This window comes from Corallococcus exercitus (assembly GCF_003611585.1).
Lineage (GTDB): Bacteria > Myxococcota > Myxococcia > Myxococcales > Myxococcaceae > Corallococcus > Corallococcus exercitus.
This window is the reverse complement of the sequence record NZ_RAVW01000182.1, coordinates 1-18004: the sequence shown is the minus strand read 5'-3', so window position 1 is coordinate 18004 and position 18004 is coordinate 1. Positions and strand designations below refer to the sequence as shown.

Genomic DNA, 18004 nt, shown 5'->3' with positions numbered 1-18004 from the left:
TTGCTGCAGCTGGCCTCGGCGCCCTCCGCCGCGCCCGGCGAAGCGGCGTGCACCTTGCTGCCCTCCGCCGCCTTGTTGGACGCGCAGCCGGTGGCCAGCGCGCCGAGGGACAGGGTGCCGACAACCGCCGCAAGAGCCTTGACGTTCATGTGTTGCTTCCTTTCGTACCGCAGGGGTGTGACTACGGGGGGACAGACAACTACGGCTTGAACTGCGTGGAGCCCCAGGCGTCGACCGTGACATCGGCCTGCTCGCCCACCTTCAGCACCAGCGCTTCGGTGCGCTTGATGCCGTAGGCCTCCAGGGGAATCTGGAACTTCGCGCGCACGCGCAACAGCTCGCCGGCGGCGCGGTTCTTCGTCTCCGCCGTCTCCTGGAGGTACGTGGCCGTCACCTCCACGGGCTCCTCGCGCGTGACGCCGTGAATCGTGAAGGTGCCCTTCGTCTTCAGCACCACGGGCTTCGCGTTGGCGAGCGGCGCGGGCAGGGCCACGTCCTTGAACTCGAAGACGATGTCCGGGAACTTCGCCGCGTCCAGCCAGCGGTCGTTCTGCAGGTGGCCGTCGCGCGTCTCGTTGCCCGTCTTGATGGAGCTGACCGGCACCTGGAAGCGTCCGCTGGCCTTCTGCCCCTTCACCTCCACGCGGCCCGTCACCTTGTTGGACAGGCCGTTGATGACCTCCAGCGGCGCGTCCAGCACGAACATCACCGTGTCGCGGCTGTTCGGATCATTGAAGACAAAGCGCTTGTCGGAAGGCGCGGGCTCGGCGGCGGACGCGGAGAGCGACAGGACGGCGGCGAGCATCAGGACGCTGCGGAACATGGCGGACCTCATTTACGGAAGCCGCGAACCTCGCGGATGCATGCGATACGCGACATCCGGAAGTCGGTTACAGCCCTTTCGCTTTTCCAGGTACTCACCTCGCGGCATCCGGGCGCCGTGCGACGTCCAGGTCCTCACGCAACACACTGCCCGGCGCAGCATGAAGCGTGACGCCACCTGGGTCAATCCGGACGCCCAGGTTCTCCAGCAAAGGGGCCAGCTCGGAGAAGGCGGGCTTCGGCAGGTGGCGGGCGAGCAGCGCATCGAACAGCGGCTGGCCCGCGACCCTGTCGACGGCGGCGCCGAAGCTTTCGAGCGTCGCGGTGGATCCGGGCGCGGCGAGCAACTCCAACACGTCCTCGAGCCGTGCGCGGCCTTCCGTCACGCGGCGCAGTTCCACGTCCAGGTGCAGCGCGAAGAGCGCACCGGTCCAGTAGATGCCCATGTAGTTTCCCTCCTCGGCGACGACCTCCTTCATGGTGCGTGAGCCCGCGGCGGCCTGGCCTCGCGCGAAGCCGTTCGTCAGCTCCCGCCAGGTCTGCTCGGCCGTCTGGCGCCTGGAGCGCACGCGTGCGAGCTCCGTGAAGTAGGTGGCCAGCCCCTCGGAGAGCCAGGCCTCCCGGGGCACGAATGCCGGGTGCGTGAGGTGGAGCATCTCGTGGAGGGCGACCCAGTCCTTCGCGAAGGACTCCGCGGTCGCGTCCTGGCCCACGAGGATGGAGATGCTGGGCGGGGAGCTCCACAGGGTCATGCCGAATTCGCCGGGCGTCGTCTTTCCGGGAACGGGCACGAGGCGCACGGTGACGCGCGGATACGGGAAGGACTTGCGCACCGTGAGCACTTCCCCACCGGCCTGTGAGATCCACTCACAGAGGTCCGCGTCGGAAAGGTGCGTGAAGCGGCCCAGCAGCGCGACCTCCAGGACGGACTTGTCGATGTGCACCGTGCACCGCCTGCCGCCGAAGGAATGGAAACCCGCGTCGATGAGGTCCGAGCCCCGCAGGTGGTAGAAGCCTTGCTCGTCGGGCGTCCAGGGCAGGAGCGCCCTCGTGCCGTACACGGCGATCTCCGCGCGCATGCCGGGCGTCACGCGGCGGGGGGTCAGCAGGTAGGCCTTGCCGGCCACGTGCCACGCATCCCCTTCCCCCATGCCTCCGAACATGTGCCGGCCGCGCTCTCCCGGAGAGGCGACCAGGGGATAGCGGTAGCGGAGGACGGTCGTCCAACCCGGCAGGTACACCGCGCCGTCCCTGGGGGTGATATCGAACTGGTTGCCTTTGATGTCCGTGGCGATCACGGACGTCACCCGTCCCGGCTGGCGGAAGAGGAACTCCGGCGGAAACGACCGCGAGGGAAAGACCTCCACGTTCAAGCCCGGCGTGGGTTCGCGCGTGTACGTGATGCGGTAGAAGAGAGGCGCTTCGTCCTCCCAGGGAGCGGGGAGCGGCGCGGAGGCACACGCGCCCAACGTGAGCGCGAGGACCAGAAGCCACGCGCGAGCCATCATCCTCTTCCAGGCGTCCACTTCGTCCCCAGGGCTCGTCATCCGCGCGGAAGGACTCCACGGCGGACCCCATGCCGTCCAGTCCGGAGTGCGGACGCCCGAGCCTCTGGGCCGTGAGGACGTCCGCTCAGTGGGGCTTCTTGCGCGAGGGGCGGGCCCGGCGCGCGGGCGTACTCCCCGCGTCCGCGATGGCTCCACGACGGCGCTTCGGGGGCGGGGCCTTCTTCGTTCCCGCCTCCACGGGAGCCCCTGCGATCAGCAGCGCTCGCGCCGCATCGAGGATCTCCCCCGCCAGCGGCTGGGACGCGGTGGCCCGCGCGAGCGTCATCGCGCCGAAGCACAGCGCCACCGTCGCCAGCATCTGCTGCCGGGGCGTCGCGCCCTCGCGCGCGGGAAGCTGCGCCTGGGCCTCGCCCACCAGTTCCTCCAGCCCCTGCCCGAACGCGGCCTGCACCTCCGGCGTCGCGCGCGTGAGGTCCGACAGGAGCGACGGCATCATGCAGCCTGTTTCGCCCGTGTCCCGGTCGTACTGGCCCAGGTAGCGCTGGGCGAAGCGCTCCAGGAACTCCGGCCCCCGCGCCACCCTCAACCCCGAGAGCCAGCGCGACTTGTTCACCGCCATGAAGGCGCGCAGCGACTCCGCGAGCAGCGCCTCCTTCGAGGCGAAGTGGGCGTAGAAGCCGCCCACCGTCAGGCCCGCGGCCCGCATCACCCGCTCCACGCTCGCACCGCTGAAGCCCTCCGCGCGGAACAGCTTCTCCGCCGCCGCGAGGATGCGCGCGTGCGTGGCCTGCTTGTGTTCAGCGGTGTAGCGCATCGCCCCTACTCCTTGCCGCCCGCGCCCGGCGGCCGGAACACCATGCACGTCGTGGTGCCGTGCGCGTAGAGGGTCCCCTTCTCGTCCACCAGCCGCCCCTGCGCCGTCGCCACGCGGCCGCCCAGGTGGATGACCTCCCCCCTGCACAACAGCCGCCCCGTGTCGTGCGCGATGCCCTTCACGTAGTTCACGTGCAGTTCCAGCGTCGTGTAGCCCGCGCCCACCGGCAGCATCGTGTGGATGGCGCACCCCATCGCGGAGTCCATCAGCGTCGCGGCCAGGCCGCCGTGCACCATGCCAATGGGGTTGTAGTGGTGCTCGCCCGGCTTCACCGCGAACACCACCCGCCCCTCCTCCACCTCCACCGGAGAGAAGCCCATCAGCTCCGCGATGGGCGGCCCCGGCAGCTCCCCGCGCTGGATGGCGCGCAGGTACTCCAGCCCCGACAGCGTCTTCGCCGCCGAGGCGCCCTCCCGGGGGTCTCTCCACGTCACCGTCCGCGTGCGCGGATTCACGGGCTGCTCGCTCATCAGGACTCCCTCGGGCTTGAACTCATGGAAGGATGGTCATAATACCATCCCGTTCAATGAATGGGGTCAAGGAGTTCGCGATGGGACAGCGGCGCATTGTCGTGACGGGAATGGGGCTCATCAGCCCGTGTGGCATCGGCGTGGAGCCAAGCTGGGACGCGCTGGTGAACGGCAGGAGCGGCGTGGGGCCCATCACCCTCTTCGACGCCAGCCAACTGGACTGCCGCTTCGCCGGCGAGGTGAAGGGCTTCAACCCGGAGGTCTACATCGAGCGGCGCGAGGTGCGGCGCATGGACCGCTTCGCGCAGTTCGCGGTGGCCGCGTCGGACATGGCCATCGAGGACGCGGGACTGGTCATCACGCCGGAGAACGCGGACCGCGTGGCGGTCATCGTCGGCTCCGGCATCGGCGGCATCAGCAGCCTGGAGGAGACCCACAGGAAGGCGCTGGAGAAGGGGCCGGACCGCATCAGCTCCTTCTTCATCCTCCAGATGATCATCAACATGGCGCCCGGCTACATCTCCATGCGCCACGGCATCAAGGGCCCGTCCTGGTCCACCAACTCCGCGTGCTCCACCAGCGCCCACGCCATTGGCGAAGCGCTGCGCGGCATCCAGCGCGGCGAGTTCGACGTGGCGGTGGCGGGCGGCGCGGAGGCCCCCATCTCCATGCTGGGCGTGGGCGGCTTCGCCTCGATGAAGGCCCTGTCCACCCGCAACGACGCGCCCCAGGCGGCCAGCCGCCCGTTCGACAAGGACCGCGACGGCTTCGTGCTCGCGGAGGGCGCGGGCATCCTCATCCTGGAGGAGTACGAACACGCACGCGCCCGGGGCGCCCGCATCCTCGCGGAGCTGACCGGCTATGGCGCCAGCTCCGACGCCTACCACGTCACCTCGCCCGCGCCCGAACACGAGGGCGCCCAGCGGGCCATGCGCGCCGCGCTCAAGGACGCGCGCCTCGCGCCCGCGGACATCGGCTACCTCAACGCCCACGGCACCTCGACGGACATCGGCGACTACCTGGAGATGGAGGGCATTGCCCGCGTGTTCGGCGACGCGGCGAAGAAGCTCGCCATCTCCTCCACCAAGTCCATGACGGGCCACATGAACGGCGCGGCCGGCGCGGCGGAGGCCGTCATCAGCATCCTCGCCCTCACCCGCGGCGTGCTGCCCCCCACCATCAACCTGGAGAACCAGGATCCACGCATCCCGCTGGACTGCGTGCCCAACACCGCCCGGGAGACGCGCGTGGACGCCGTGATGAGCAACTCCTTCGGCTTCGGCGGCACCAACGTCGCCCTCGTCTTCCAGCGGGCCCCGGACGCGCGTTAATACTTTGTAAAAATTATGGCGCCCGTTTACTGACTTTTCCCCAGCCCTGTCGCGCCGCGTCAGTCAAGGGTTGACAACGCGGAGTCCGGGCGCCGCCGCCGCACACCGGGGCTGCCTGAAAGCGCCGTGATTACATGGGATTACGTCCCGCTACGGCCAGGGTGGGGGCAGTCAACCCTTCGCGCGTCGCCTGCGGGACAGCGCTGCGGCGAACCGAAAACGTTGATTGCAAATCGGTAAATCGGTTTGCAGAGTGGATCCAGAGACCCGGTGCTGGAGCGCACCTTGTGACGCGGCCCGCCGGGGGTTGGAGCCATGAACAACGACAACGCGCTGAACGCGAACGTGGGGCTGAAGCTTCGAGGCCTGCGCTTGCAACGCAACATCAAGCAGGCGGACGCCGCCAAGGACCTGGGCGTTTCGCCCGCGTACCTGAACCTCATCGAAAAGGGCAAGCGCGTGATGCCCTTCCCCCTGCTGTGGAAGGCGCTGCGCTACTTCGAGCAGGACCCCGAGCAGTTCATGTCCACGCTGGGCGAGGGCCGCGTGGACGAGGCCCTGGCGAAGCTGCTCGATGAACCGCTGCTCAAGAGCCTGGACATCGACTCGGAGTCGCTCCAGTCGCTGTCCGCGGAGCCGAAGCTGGCCGGCACCGTCGCCGCGCTGTTCAACCTCTACAAGAACACGCGCACGCAGCTGGAGAACGTGCTCGCGCAGCTCAACGTGGAGGAGCGAACGCGCACGCAGGGCTCCACCTCCGGCATGGGCAACACGCCGGGCGTGCGCTTCGACTACTCGCCCTTCGACGAGGTCAGCGACTTCCTGGAGAAGCACCGCAACTACTTCCCGGAGCTGGAGGAGCAGGCGGAAGGGCTGCGCCGCGACTTCCGCCTGGAGCAGCAGCTCACCAGCAGCCAGCTCATCCGCATGCTGGAGGAGCGCTTCGACTTCAAGGTGCAGATCGAGCGCGCGGCCAGCGGTTCCTCCGTGGTGCGCCGGCTGGACCTGGACGCGCGCACGCTGACGCTGTCGCCGGACCTCACGGAGCAGCCGCTGAAGTTCCAGGTGGCCGCGTCCATTGGCCTCATGGTGATGGACCGCGAGAAGCTGGTGGAGCGCATCCTGGGCGCCGGGCGCATGCGGCACGGCGAAACCGAGCGCCTCATCAAGGTGAACCTCGCGAACTACTTCGCCGGCGCGCTGATGCTGCCCTACGGCGAGTTCTTCAAGGAGGTGCAGCGCACGCGCTACGACGTGGAGCTGCTCTCCAACGTCTTCGGCACCACCTACGAGACGGTGGCCCACCGCATCTGCAACCTGTCCGACCCCAAGCGCCAGGGCCTGCCCTTCCACTTCCTGCGCGCGGACATCGCCGGAAACATCTCCAAGCGCTACAGCGGCACCGGCATCCGCTTCGCTTCGGGCGGCGGCTCCTGCGCGAAGTGGGCGGTGCACCTGGCGTTCCTCAACCCGTCCCAGATCACGCGGCAGTACTCCATCATGCCGGACGGCACGACGTACTTCTGCTTCGCGAAGGTGCAGCTGCAGCCCATTGAAGGCTCCATCGTGAAGGGCACGGCGTACTCCATCGGCCTGGGCACGCACGCGGAGAACGCGAAGTACCTGGCGTACGGCCTGCCCACCAACGACCTGCGCAAGGACGCCATCCCCAGCGGCATCTCCTGCCGCTTCTGCGAGCGGACGGACTGCAACCAGCGCGCGGCGGCCAGCTACCGCTTCGCGTTCGCCTTCGACGAGTACACGAAGAAGGACTGCTTCTTCTCCCCGCTGCTCGTCCACGAGAAGGAGAAGGCCGAACGCAACGGAAACGCCGAGCCCGATGGCAACGGGGCTGAAGGCGGCGAGAAGCACGATTCGCTGGACAGGGGCGCCCGCCGCCGCAAGGTTCACGAGAACTGACATGCACCCGTCCGACACCGAACGCGCCCACATCACCGACGCCATCCAGAAGCAGAAGAACGCGCTCGCCCCGCTGCGCATCACCGGCTCCCCCGCGGAGGTGGGCCAGGGGCTGGTGGCGCTGGCGGAGCTGTACGGGATGCTGGAGGACCACGCGGCCAGCCGCGAGCACTACGAGGAGGCCTACGGCTTCTTCAAGACCGCGGGCAACAAGCCCGGCCAGGCGCAGGCCCTCTTCGGCCTGGGCGTGGTGAAGGCCCACTTCGAGGACCACAAGGGCGCCATCGAGCACATGGCCACCGCCGCCCTGCTCTTCAACGAGGCCCGAGACCGCGAGGGTGAGGCGCTCGCGCGAGCCTGCATCGGCGAGTCCCTGCGCGCCATGGGCGAGGCCGACGGCGCCGAGGAGAAGTACCAGGAGGCGCTCATCCTCTACCGCCAGACGCGCAACACCGAGCGCATCGCGCGGCTGCTCCTGGACATCGGCGACCTGCGCATGGCCAAGGGCGAGTACGAGCCCGCCCGCAAGCGCTTCCTGGAGGCCGTGCCGCTGCTGGAGCAGGGAGAGGACCCGGACGCGCTCGCGCTGGGGCACCTGCTGCTGGGTGAAGCGGAAGGCCTGCTGGGCCACCACGACAACGCGCGGCCGCACCTCTTGCGCGCGGTGGACGTGTACGGGGAGCTGCACGACCACGTCTACGAGGCCCGCGCGCGCTGGGACCTGGGGCTGTCCTGCTACTACCTCCAGGACTACGCCGCGGCCCGCGAGCAGTTCGAGGCCGTGCTGCCCATGTACGAGGACCTGAAGCAGCACAACGAGGTGGCGAAGGTGAAGAACGTGCTCGCGCACTTCACCGCGCGCGGCGTGTAGCCCCGCGCGCGGCCTTCATGCGTCCGACTTCGCGTCAGGCCTGGAAGCCCGCGCCCACCGCCAGCGCGAGCAACCCGATGACGCCCGCGGCGATGGCGGCGTAACGCCACTCGCCGCGCAGGCCCAGCAGCGTGCCCGCCATCGCCAGCCGCGCCACCGGCGTCACCAGCAGCATGGACGCCGCGCCCTTGCGCAGCAGGTCGATGGCCACGTGCACGGACTCGTCGCGTGGCAGCAGCTCCAGCGCGAGCGACGTGATGAACATGGCGCCGCTGGTCACCGCCCCGGTGCGCAGCACGCGGGCAATCCACCGCTCCCCGGCCGCGAGCCGTCTGGCGCCCCGGCGCTCTCGTGGGAGCGCCTCCGGCTGGGTGATGGGTTCCCGCGGCAGCTCCTGGGGGAACTCCGCGTCCAGGACCACCGACGTCGCCCGCGCGTTGCGCGTGGGCGGCCCCACGTCCTGCATCATCACCGACGGGTGCACACCGGGTATTTCAGGCTCTGCTTCACTCATTTCCATACGCTCGGCCACAACCCCTCCCCTCCCTTCCACAACATCTGTCCGGCCACGACCAGCAGGACGGCCGCGAAGAGCTTCTTCAGCACCGCGGTCGGCGTCCTCAGCATCAGCTTGCTGCCCACGGAGGCTCCGGCCAGCACCCCTACGACCAACGGCGCCACGAGCCCCAGATTCAATTGGCCGCGCCAGGCGTAGGCCGCGACGCTCGCCGCGCCGGTGACGCCCACCATCAGGTTGCTGGTGGCGCTGGCCACCTTGAAGGGCACGCGCATGCCGTAGGTCATCAGCGGCACCTTCAGCGGGCCACCGCCCACGCCCAGGAGCGCGGACAGGCCGCCCGCCACGAAGGAGCCGGAGATGCCCAGCGGGTAGTTGCCGGGGACGTAGTTGGCCGCCGTCGCGGGCTCCTGGCGGGGGCTGCGCAGGAGCATCATCTGGAGCGACACGAAGAGCGTGAAGAGGCCGAACACCACGGCCACCATCGCCTCCGCGACGAAGGCGGCGACCAGCCCCCCGACGATGGCGCCCATCACCGTGGCGAGCTCCAGCGTGAGCCCCAGCCGCAGGTCACTGAGCTTGTTCTCCACGTAGCTGGCGGCGGCGGCGCAGGAGTTGGCCACCACGCACATCAGGCTCGCGGGGACGGCCTGCTCCAGGGGGATTCCGAATCCCAACACCAGCGCGGGCACCAGGACGATGCCGCCTCCGATGCCCAGGAGCGACCCCAACCCACCCGCCAACACACCCGCCGCCATGAGGAGGAAGACCGTCATTCCCTATCGAGGATAGGAGGCACTCCCCGCTTCGGATAGCGGCACATCCCGGAGGGCAACCTGCTCGATCGGTTGGATGCCCTGCACGCGAACACGGCACCGGGACGCGGGCCGTGTGGATCCGTTCACTACGCGGCGGTGGCGCCCAGCGTGCCTTCCGGAAACTCCTCCAGGAAGCGCGCGCGCGTGCGCGGCGTGTAGGTGCCGCGCGCCATGTAGCCGTGCAGCTTCTTGATCAGCCCGCGCGTCACCTCCAGCGCGGCGTCCAGCTCCACCGCGAAGTCGAAGTGATCATTGCGGTACAGCTCCTGGAAGGAGAGCTGCGAGTACGCCGGGAGCGCCCTCATGCGGCCGAGCGGACTGGAGAGAAAGAGGCCGGAGACGTAGAGGCCGCGCACCCAGCCATCCAGCTCCGCCTTGGTGGGGGCCTGCCCCACGCGGTCCTGTGACGCCAGCCGGACCAGCTCGTAGATGCCCCGTCCGATGCCGCGCATGGGGATGCCGGAGCTCTTCACCACCTGGAACTTCTCGCGGATGCGCGAGGTGCCCACACCGTCCGTGCCGTCCTGTTCGCGCAGGAAGAAGAGCGTCTGGGCCCACTCCACCTGACGCCGTGCGTCCCAGGCCCGCTCGCCCTTGCGGCGGTGGCGCAGCACCAGCCCGTCCACCAGCGGGTGGAGGCGCCGGTCCAGGCTCAGGTGGGTGAAGTAGCCGGCCAGGATGGCCAGGCCCGCCTCGGTGCCCACCAGGGCCCCGGAGGCCACGAGCTCCGCCATCTTCAGGCCCAGGCCCACCGGGGCGCGCTCGTGGTACAGCCGCGCGAAGGGGGGCCAGCCGGTCTCCGGCTGCATCAGCACGCCCAGGCCCCCGCGCACGCCCTCGCACAGGGGCAGGTCCGGCAGCGCCGCGCCGAAGCGCGCGTAGGGCAGGTCCTCGGACAGCGCTCGCACCCAGTCGGCGGGGAGCCCGTCCGGATGGGCCGCCAACCGTTCGATGGCCGTCAGATGCAGCAGCAGGGTGGGCATTGGGAGTGCACAGCTATCCAGCGTGCCGGGGCATTGCAATGCCCGAGTGGCAACCAGCGCTTTGCGAGCAACACGGCACGCGTCTACAGTCGCGCCCCTCGGATCACCCCCTTCCTCTCCAGGAGTCCAAGTCGCCATGCAATTCAGTCTCGTCTCCGGTGAAGCCGCGCCGGTGAGCGGTGAGCTGCTCGTCATCCCCCTCTTCGAGGGCGAGCTGGGTGATTCCGCCCCCGCGCCGCTGGCCGCCGCGGACTCCGCCCTGGAAGGCAAGCTGCGCGCCGCCGCCACCCAGGAGGGGTTCAAGGGCAAGGCGGACCAGACCTTCCTCCTGCACACCCTGGGGAAGCTGGGCTCCGACCGCGTCCTGCTGCTGGGCCTGGGCAACCGCGCGCGCTTCCAGCCGGAGGTGCTGCGGCTGGCCGCGGGCCGCGCGGCGAAGACGGCCCAGCGGCTGAAGGCCACCGCCATCGGCTTCCGCGTGCCCGCCACCGACGACGCGGCGATGGCCGTGCGCGCGGTGGTGGAGGGCCTGGAGCTGGGCGTCTACCGCTTCGACAAGTACAAGTCCTCCGCGCGCGAGGACAAGGGTGCCCCCAAGCTCACCCGCGCCACGCTGTCGCTGCCGGAGGGCACGGAGAAGTCGCGCGCGCTGGATGACGCGCTGAACCTGGGCCTGAAGCTGGCGGAGGCCGTCAACTGGGCGCGCGACCTGGTCAACGAGCCCCCCAACGTGGTGACCCCCGCGAAGCTGGCGCAGGCCGCGCAGCAGGCCGCCAAGGAGGGCGGGCTCACGGCGGAGATTGGCGGGCGCAAGGAGATCGAGCGCCTGAACATGGGCATGTTCCTGGGCGTCACCGCCGGCAGCGTGCAGGAGCCCCGGCTCATCCACCTGGTCTACACGCCGAAGAACGCGAAGGACGCCAAGCGCGCCCCGCTGGCGCTGGTGGGCAAGGCCATCACGTTCGACTCGGGCGGCCTGTCGCTCAAGCCCACCGAGGGCATGGTGGAGATGAAGACGGACATGGCGGGCTCCGCCGCGGTGCTGGCCGCGATGAAGGTCATCGGCTCCGTGGTGAAGCCGCCCTTCCCCGTGCACGCCTTCATCGGCGCGTGCGAGAACATGCCCTCCGGCACGGCGTACAAGCCGGGTGACATCCTCACGGCGCGCTCCGGCAAGACGGTGGAGATCACCAACACGGACGCGGAAGGCCGCCTGGTGCTGGGCGACATGATCACCTGGGCCTGCGAGCACAAGCCCTCCGCCGTCATCGACCTGGCGACGCTCACGGGCGCGTGCATGGTGGCGCTGGGCAACTACATCGTGGGCGCCTTCGGCGACGACGACGACACGGTGAACAGCGTGCTCACCGCCGCGCGCGCCGCGGGCGAGGAGATGTGGCGCCTGCCCGTCACCGACCTGCAGAAGGACGCGCTGCGCTCCGAAGTGGCGGACATGAAGAACTCCGGCGAGCGCTGGGGCGGCGCCATCAACGCGGCCCTCTTCCTCAAGGAGTTCGTGGGCAACACGCCCTGGGTGCACCTGGATATCGCCGGTCCGTCCAACAGCCCCAAGGAGCGCGGCTACCTCAACAAGGGCGGCACGGGCGTCGGCGCGCGCACGCTGGTGGAGCTGGTGCGCCGCCGGGCCACGGAGATCGCCTCGCAGCCGGAGCCCACCAAGGCCGAGGCTCCCGCGAAGGCTCCGAAGGTCGCCAAGGCCCCGAAGGCCGCCAAGGGCAAGTCGGCCCGCGCGTAGTCACCCCGGAGGCTCCGGGCATCGGAGCCTCGCTCCCCACGCGCAGGTCGCGCGTGGGGCTTCACGGAGTCCGGGGCGTCGCGCGCACCGCCACGCTCGGCTCCGGGAGCGGACGGACGCCCGCCATCAGGGCGTCCACGCTCCGCGTGATGTCGGCGGAGGCCTCCGTGGGCCAGGTGGCCAGCATCATCAGGACGCGGCCGCCGTTGCCCTCGCGCACGGCCACCTTGCCGCGCACGCCCTCCCCCACCTGGAAGTCGAAGCCCACGGCGTTGTCCGACAGCGCGATGGGCTGCGGATCCGTGGTGGTGAAGCCCGGCTGCTGGCGCAGCCCCTGCGTCAGCCGCTCCGCGAACTGGACGGGCGTGGCCACGCCGGGCGCCACCTGCAGCACCACCTGCGCCCCCGTCACGCGGTGGCGCAGGATGACGGGAATCGCCAGCCCCTCCGGGGTGCGCTCGTTCGTCTCGTCCAGCTGCCACTCCGCCGTGGGCCGGATGATTTCAAAGCCCAGGTCCTCGTCCACGTAGCGCCGCGTGGTGGACGCGATGGCGGACTCGTCCGAGCCCCTGCCTGAACCGCCCGTGCCGGGCTCCGCCTTCGTCACCGCCGTCCGGGACGCGCCACACGCCGTGCTCAGCAGAAGCACTCCCCAACCCAACATCCGCATCGCGCCCATGTCGCTCGTCCCCCGCCAGCCACCAGCCGTGGCGACGAACGTGGACACCCACCCCGGGGCCCGCCAGGGGCACATGGGGGCGGTGTACGCTGTCCGACGGAGGAAACTTCCCGCCTGGGGCCCGGGCTACGTCAGGCCGCCCTGCAGGGTCCGGTAGGTGTTGGCCAGCCGCTCCGCCACGTCCGCCGGCAGCACGTTGCGCGCGGAGAACAGCGCGTAGGACACGAACGCGTCCAGCGCCTCCAGCGCCATGGCCCGCCCCACCGCCTCGCCGCCGCTGGTGGACACGTTGGCGCGCAGCCGGGCCACGTCCACGCGCCCGTCCGGCCCCAGCGTCACGCCCTGGTAGGCGTCCTCCAGCCCCGGGGGCGGCGACTCCACGAAGCCGCGCAGCAGGTCCACGTCGCGGCCCGCCTCGCGCAGCGCGCGGTGCACCAGCGACAGCAGGAGGTTGTAGCGCTCCTCCGCGGAGAGCAGCTCCCAGGCCATGCCCTCCACCGCGGGGCCCGGGGCCGGAAGCACCTCCGCGGGCCAGACGGCCAGGTGGCCGCCGCGCACCGCCTCCTCCACGCCGCTGTAGAAGGCGTACTGGCTGCCCGCGTAGGCGGCCCTCAGCGCGCCCAGGGACGTGCCCTCGCCCAGCTTGGCGAACAGGGCCTCCTCCCCAGGCAGCGCGCCCTGGGGGCCGGGCGTCACGCGCATGTCGTCCGGGAAGCGGCGGCGCAGCCGGCCCGTCTCCTCCGCGCGCTTGATGCCGGTGAGCACCAGGTCGCGCGTGCGCTCCGGCAGCTTCACCGCGTCCACCGCCGGGGCCTTCGCCTCCAGGAAGAGGAAGCTGCCCTCCACCATCTCGAAGAGGTTGAGCACCACCTCGCGCACCACGAACGTCATGGCGCTGTAGAGGCTGGCCTCCGAGACGAGCCCCTGCGACGTGAGCACCTGGCCAATCCGGCGCGCGGGCGTCACCTGCGCGAGCGCCTGGGTGAGCTTTGCTTCTGTCAGCAGCCCCAGCCGCACCATCACCGCGCCCAGCCGCTCCCAGCGCTCGCTGGAGGTGGCGAACACCACCTGCCCGTCGCGGAAGGCCACCGTGCGGCGCACGCTGGCATGCTGCACGACGAGCTGGCCGGTGCGGATGCCCGAGAGAATCTGGGCGAACACCTCCTCGACCGAGAGCGTCCCCAGGCTGCCGGCGAAGAAGCCGGACGCGCCGTGGGACTCCGGGAGGAGCACCAGCCCCTCCGGCGCCAGGAAGTGCGCCGAAAGGGGCCGGGTGGGAGAGACGACGGCGGCGAGCGGCCGCTCCAGCTCGAGCGAAGCCGCCTCACCGCTCACGCGGGGCGTGGCCCTGGGTTTGGACGCCACCGCATCCCTCCCTGCAGCGGCTGAAGGACTACTTCGCGCCCTTCAGCTCCGCGTCGATGACGCTCTTGAACTCGTCGAAGGGCTGCGCGCCCGACAGCATGATGCCGTTGATGAAGAACGCCGGCGTGCCGTTGACGCCCAACTTGGAGCCGTCCGCCTGGTCCGCCTTCACCGTCGCGGCCTTCTCGCCGGAGTCGAGGCAGCTGTTGAACTTGGCGGTGTCCAGCTTCAGCTCGCTCGCGTGCTTCTTCAGGTCATCCACGCCCAGCGCCTGCTGGTTGGCGAAGAGCTTGTCGTGCATCTCCCAGAACTTGCCCTGGTCGTTGGCGCACAGCGCGGCCTCGGCGGCCTTCTGCGCCTGCTTGTGGAAGTCCAGGGGGAACTGGCGGAACACCAGGCGCACCTTGTCGCCGTAGGTCTTCGTCACCTGGTCCACCGTGCCGATGGCGCGGCTGCAGAACGGGCACTGGAAGTCGCTGAACTCCACGATGGTGACCGGCGCGTTCTCCGGACCCTTGGACGGGCCGGTGGCGGCCACCTGCTTGCGCTCCGCGGGCGGGCGCGGGGGCTCGGGCAGCTCGTACTTCACGTTGGCGCCCTGGCGCAGGCTGTCGAAGAACTTCTGGGCCTGCTCCTGCTTCTGCTGGCCGGACAGGAAGTCCACGATCTGCGGCTTCATCTGCTCGTAGGTCGCGCCCGGGGGCAGCTGGCCCTTGGCGCCCTCGAACACTTCCTTGATCTTCTCTTCCGGCGGCGCGGGGATCTTGTCGTCGATCTCCGCCTTGAGCAGCTGGTCCTCGGTGATGCCGCGCTTGGTCGCCTCGGCCTTCACCAGGCGCTCCGTCACGAGCCCTTCCAGGCCGCGCTTGCGCAGCTGGAACTTCTGCTTGTCCAGGTTCGCCAGCGGCTCCTTGATGCGCTCGTTGAGCTCACCGAAGGTGACCTTCTCGTTGTTGCCGAAGGTGGCCACCACGGTGTCCGGCGCGGGCTCCGTGGCATTGGCGGCCTGGGCCTGCGCGGCGGGCGCCGTGGCGTTGGCCGGCGCCTTCTCCTTGTTGCAGCCGGCGGTGAGGGATGCCGCGAGGAGGGCGGCCAGGGCGATGCGAGTAGAGCGCATGGACATAGGCCGCCGACTTAATAGAGGTCCTCGGGGCTGGCAAGGAATTGACAGCCCGGCGTTCAGGCGACCAGGGGCTCCAGCTCCAACGCGCCCGCGAGGCTTCCACGGCCCGGCTCACGGCCCTCCACGTCCCGGCGGCGCGCGGTGACGATGTCGTAGCTGGAGGGGTCCGCCAGCACCTTGCGCACCAGCTTGTGGTTGAGCGCGTGGCCCGTCTTGAACGCCGTCATGTGGCCAATCACCGGCCGGCCGAACAGCGACACGTCACCGATGGCGTCCAGGATCTTGTGACGCACGAACTCGTCCGGGAAGCGCAGGCCGTCCGGGTTGAGGATGGCGGCCTCGTCCACGACGACGGCGTTCTCCAGCGAGCCGCCACGCGCCAGGCCCAGCGTCTTCAGCTTCTCCACGTCGCGCAGGAAGCCGAACGTGCGGGCGCGCGAGATTTCCCGCGAGAAGCCCCGGTCGTTCACGTCCACGTCGAAGGACTGGCCCTGGATGACGGGGTGCTCGAAGTCGATGGTGCAGCTGATGCGGAAGCGCCGGGCGGGGGTGAGCGAGGCCTGCTTGTCGCCGTCCGTCACCGCCACGTTCTTCTTGATGACCAGGTACTCGCGCGGCGCGTCCAGCTCGTGCGACCCGGCCTCCATGATGGCGTGGGTGAAGGGCGCCGCGCTGCCGTCCATGATGGGAACTTCCGGCCCGTCCAGCTCCGCGCGCACGTTGTCGATGCCCAGCGCGGCGAGCGCGGACATCAGGTGCTCCACCGTGCCCACCTTCACGCCGTCGCGGCCCAGGGTGGTGGCCAGCGACGTGTCCACCACGTACTCCGCCAGCGCGGGGATGCTCACCGGGCGCGCCAGGTCCGTGCGGACGAAGACGATGCCATGCCCCGCGGGCGCGGGCTTCAGGGTCAGCGTCACGGGCAACCCGGAGTGAAGCCCCACGCCGCGGCAGATGGCCGGCTGGGAAAGGGTGCGCTGGAAGTCGTTGAGCTGGAGCATGTCGGTGTCGCCTCTGGGGACTGCTTCTTGCTGACGCACGCGGGGTACGGCCCCGTCAGGCCGTTCCACCGCGGTCTGACGCGGTGCACATAGGAGCAATCAACATGCCACGGGGCCGTGACACAAGAATTGCGTTGCGGGGGTCCCCTGCCCTTCCCAACCCCCTGGAACTGCTGGAACACCAGGGGCCGGGACGGGGTACGGCCTGGACCGGGGCGCGGACACCCCTCTTGGGAAACCCACCACTGCTCCTCCCACCGTGACAGCGATGTCCGGAATCCATCCTTCGGACTCCGGCGCCCCCGGGTGGTTTCGAGCCAACCGGGAGTGCGTGTCACCCACGCAACAGGGGCGCGTCTCTACCGCAGGCGAGTGCCCGGAAGCAAACGCAGCTCCGGGACTCACGGGGAGTCCGGGGCTTGACGGAATCCCTGTCCGGGAGGGTGGGTCAGCGTCCGCCAGGCGACAGGAAGCGATCGCGCAGGGCTTCGGCGTCCGGCCGGTCGAAGCCGCGGCCCTGGAGGAGCGAGCGGCGGCTGACGGCGTGGAAGGTGGTCTCCAGCGTCTGGGAGAAGCGGCGGAGGTCCTCCGCCAGGCGGCTGCGGATGCCGGGGCCTTCCGGGGGCCAGGGCAGCTCCACCAGCAGCGAGGTGAAGCGGTCGAAGGCGTCGTAGTCCGCGTAGCGCAGGAGCTGGTAGCCGCCGTCGTGGAAGTAGTCGAGGAACGACTTGAGGGCCTCCAGCACGCGCTCGGCGGACACCACGTCGTCGGAGCGCAGGTGGCTTTCGGCGGCGCGGCAGAGCTGGGCGTAGACCCAGAGGTCCTTGCGCAGGCGCAGCGCGGCGTCCTGGGCGCTGGTGAGGTGGGCGAAGGCCTCCTCCCCCAATGAGCCGTTGGGGGCCAGCGCGTCCACCAGCGCGACGATCTGCTGGCGCAGGAGCGTGGTGAAGGCCTCCGCGGCGCGCAGGGGGGCGGCGGGGTCGCGGTCCAGATCCACCAGCACCTCCCGCGCGATGCGGTCCGTTTCGCGGGCCAGGTCGCGCGCGGCGCGCAGCGCGGCGGCCTGGAGGTGCTTGGCGCCGGCCTTGGGGGACAGCTCCGTGTGCAGGTAGCTGGCGACGGCGGACACCTCGCCGCGCACCAGGGACAGCAGCACGCGCACGCGGCGCGGCACGGGCGGCTGGGACTCCGGGTCCACGTGCGTCAGGTAGTGCAGCACGCGGAAGAGGCCCAGGAACGCGGTGGTGAAGAGGGGCCGCGTGTCGGCGGGCAGCGTGCCCAGGACGTCCAGCAGGCGCACGGAGCGCAGCCGGTCGTACTCGACGCGGAACTCCAGCGGGCGGAAGGGGCGGAAGTAGCGGTTGAGGACGATCTCCCGCAGCGTCAGCTTGCCCACGTCCTGGAACAGCGACAGGCCGATGAGCGGCAGCTGGAGCAGGTTGTCGAGCAGGTTCTTCAGCGCGTCGAAGGCCTCGCGCACGACGAAGAGGCTCTCCGGCGGGGTCTCCTGGTCCAGCTCCTCTTCGATGAGGAGCCGGCGCACGCGGTCGTCCGCGAGCTGGGTCTCCACATACTTGCGGAAGACCATCTTCGGGTCGCTGTCCGGGTCCTGCAGGTGCCGGGCGACGCGCACCGCGCGCTCCATGGCGTCGCGCACGTCCACCAGCTCCTCGTGGAAGTCGCGCGTGACGAGCGGACGGGCGCGGGCGTCCAGCACGGAGTTGTGGAGGTTGAGGTAGCGCTCCACGGCGCGCAGCCACATCTCGAACTCGAAGAGCAGCTCCTCGCGGCCCTCCACCGGGACGCCCCGGAGCCAGCGCTCACGCTCCGCGAGGAAGCCCGCGCGCGTGGCCTGCGAGGCGCGCATCAGGTCGCCGTAGTAGTCGCGGGAACCGGGGAGGACCGTGGGCACGGCGGGCGCGGAGGCTTGGCTCATGGCGGAGGAGGTGGGGCTGTCTCTTATACA

Annotated in this window: 16 protein-coding genes; 4 read left to right on the top strand and 12 right to left on the bottom strand. The window is 70.2% G+C overall.

Annotated elements, in window-relative coordinates; all coding sequences use genetic code 11:
• Nucleotides 1–199 precede the first annotated feature (199 nt).
• The 4 genes from D7W79_RS22125 to D7W79_RS22110 all read right to left on the bottom strand — a co-directional run bounded on the left by D7W79_RS22125 (nucleotide 200) and on the right by D7W79_RS22110 (nucleotide 3674).
• Nucleotides 200–823, bottom strand: coding sequence for a YceI family protein (locus D7W79_RS22125; RefSeq protein WP_120527373.1), 624 nt, complete (start codon nucleotides 821–823; stop codon nucleotides 200–202).
• A gap of 94 nt (nucleotides 824–917) precedes the next feature.
• Nucleotides 918–2369 (bottom strand): M61 metallopeptidase family protein, encoded by a 1452-nt coding sequence (locus D7W79_RS22120; protein ID WP_244221901.1) that lies wholly within the window; start codon nucleotides 2367–2369, stop codon nucleotides 918–920.
• An 85-nt stretch (nucleotides 2370–2454) separates the two neighbouring features.
• Nucleotides 2455–3144, bottom strand: a complete 690-nt coding sequence (locus tag D7W79_RS22115; protein ID WP_120527371.1) for a TetR/AcrR family transcriptional regulator — start codon at nucleotides 3142–3144, stop codon at nucleotides 2455–2457.
• Between the two features lie 5 nt (nucleotides 3145–3149).
• Nucleotides 3150–3674, bottom strand: coding sequence for a PaaI family thioesterase (locus D7W79_RS22110; protein ID WP_120527370.1), 525 nt, complete (start codon nucleotides 3672–3674; stop codon nucleotides 3150–3152).
• A gap of 80 nt (nucleotides 3675–3754) precedes the next feature.
• Between D7W79_RS22110 and fabF the strand changes: the two genes are divergently transcribed.
• From fabF to D7W79_RS22095, 3 genes are all read left to right on the top strand, one after another.
• Nucleotides 3755–5005 carry a beta-ketoacyl-ACP synthase II gene (fabF, locus tag D7W79_RS22105; protein WP_120527375.1) on the top strand — a complete coding sequence of 417 codons (1251 nt, stop codon included), beginning with the start codon at nucleotides 3755–3757 and terminating at the stop codon, nucleotides 5003–5005.
• A gap of 315 nt (nucleotides 5006–5320) precedes the next feature.
• The gene (locus tag D7W79_RS22100; protein WP_120527369.1) at nucleotides 5321–6925 is read left to right on the top strand and encodes a helix-turn-helix domain-containing protein; all 1605 of its coding nucleotides are present in this window, start codon (nucleotides 5321–5323) and stop codon (nucleotides 6923–6925) included.
• A 1-nt stretch (nucleotide 6926) separates the two neighbouring features.
• Entirely contained in the window at nucleotides 6927–7796 is an 870-nt protein-coding gene (locus tag D7W79_RS22095) for a tetratricopeptide repeat protein (RefSeq protein WP_120527368.1), read from the top strand.
• A gap of 34 nt (nucleotides 7797–7830) precedes the next feature.
• Here the strand turns inward: D7W79_RS22095 and D7W79_RS22090 are convergent, their stop codons facing one another.
• The 3 genes from D7W79_RS22090 to D7W79_RS22080 all read right to left on the bottom strand — a co-directional run bounded on the left by D7W79_RS22090 (nucleotide 7831) and on the right by D7W79_RS22080 (nucleotide 10114).
• Entirely contained in the window at nucleotides 7831–8310 is a 480-nt protein-coding gene (locus D7W79_RS22090; protein ID WP_216627083.1) for a hypothetical protein, read from the bottom strand.
• Nucleotides 8307–9089, bottom strand: coding sequence for a sulfite exporter TauE/SafE family protein (locus D7W79_RS22085; protein ID WP_120527367.1), 783 nt, complete (start codon nucleotides 9087–9089; stop codon nucleotides 8307–8309). The genes D7W79_RS22090 and D7W79_RS22085 overlap by 4 nt, the downstream gene beginning before the upstream one ends.
• A gap of 128 nt (nucleotides 9090–9217) precedes the next feature.
• Entirely contained in the window at nucleotides 9218–10114 is an 897-nt protein-coding gene (locus D7W79_RS22080; protein ID WP_120527366.1) for a hypothetical protein, read from the bottom strand.
• Between the two features lie 136 nt (nucleotides 10115–10250).
• Between D7W79_RS22080 and D7W79_RS22075 the strand changes: the two genes are divergently transcribed.
• On the top strand, nucleotides 10251–11870 hold the full coding sequence (locus tag D7W79_RS22075; protein WP_120527365.1) for a leucyl aminopeptidase: 1620 nt from the start codon (nucleotides 10251–10253) through the stop codon (nucleotides 11868–11870).
• 61 nt (nucleotides 11871–11931) lie between these two features.
• On the opposite strand, the gene D7W79_RS22070 is transcribed toward D7W79_RS22075, so the two are convergent.
• From D7W79_RS22070 to D7W79_RS22050, 5 genes are all read right to left on the bottom strand, one after another.
• Nucleotides 11932–12549, bottom strand: a complete 618-nt coding sequence (locus D7W79_RS22070; RefSeq protein ID WP_120527364.1) for a hypothetical protein — start codon at nucleotides 12547–12549, stop codon at nucleotides 11932–11934.
• A 126-nt stretch (nucleotides 12550–12675) separates the two neighbouring features.
• Nucleotides 12676–13914: a DUF4388 domain-containing protein gene (locus D7W79_RS22065; protein ID WP_120527363.1), complete on the bottom strand. Its 1239-nt coding sequence runs from the start codon at nucleotides 13912–13914 to the stop codon at nucleotides 12676–12678.
• Nucleotides 13915–13942: 28 nt separating this feature from the next.
• Nucleotides 13943–15037: a thioredoxin domain-containing protein gene (locus tag D7W79_RS22060; protein ID WP_120527362.1), complete on the bottom strand. Its 1095-nt coding sequence runs from the start codon at nucleotides 15035–15037 to the stop codon at nucleotides 13943–13945.
• Nucleotides 15038–15093: 56 nt separating this feature from the next.
• Nucleotides 15094–16038, bottom strand: coding sequence for a UDP-3-O-acyl-N-acetylglucosamine deacetylase (lpxC, locus tag D7W79_RS22055; protein WP_120527361.1), 945 nt, complete (start codon nucleotides 16036–16038; stop codon nucleotides 15094–15096).
• A 448-nt stretch (nucleotides 16039–16486) separates the two neighbouring features.
• Nucleotides 16487–17974, bottom strand: a complete 1488-nt coding sequence (locus tag D7W79_RS22050; RefSeq protein WP_120527360.1) for a hypothetical protein — start codon at nucleotides 17972–17974, stop codon at nucleotides 16487–16489.
• Nucleotides 17975–18004 lie beyond the last annotated feature (30 nt).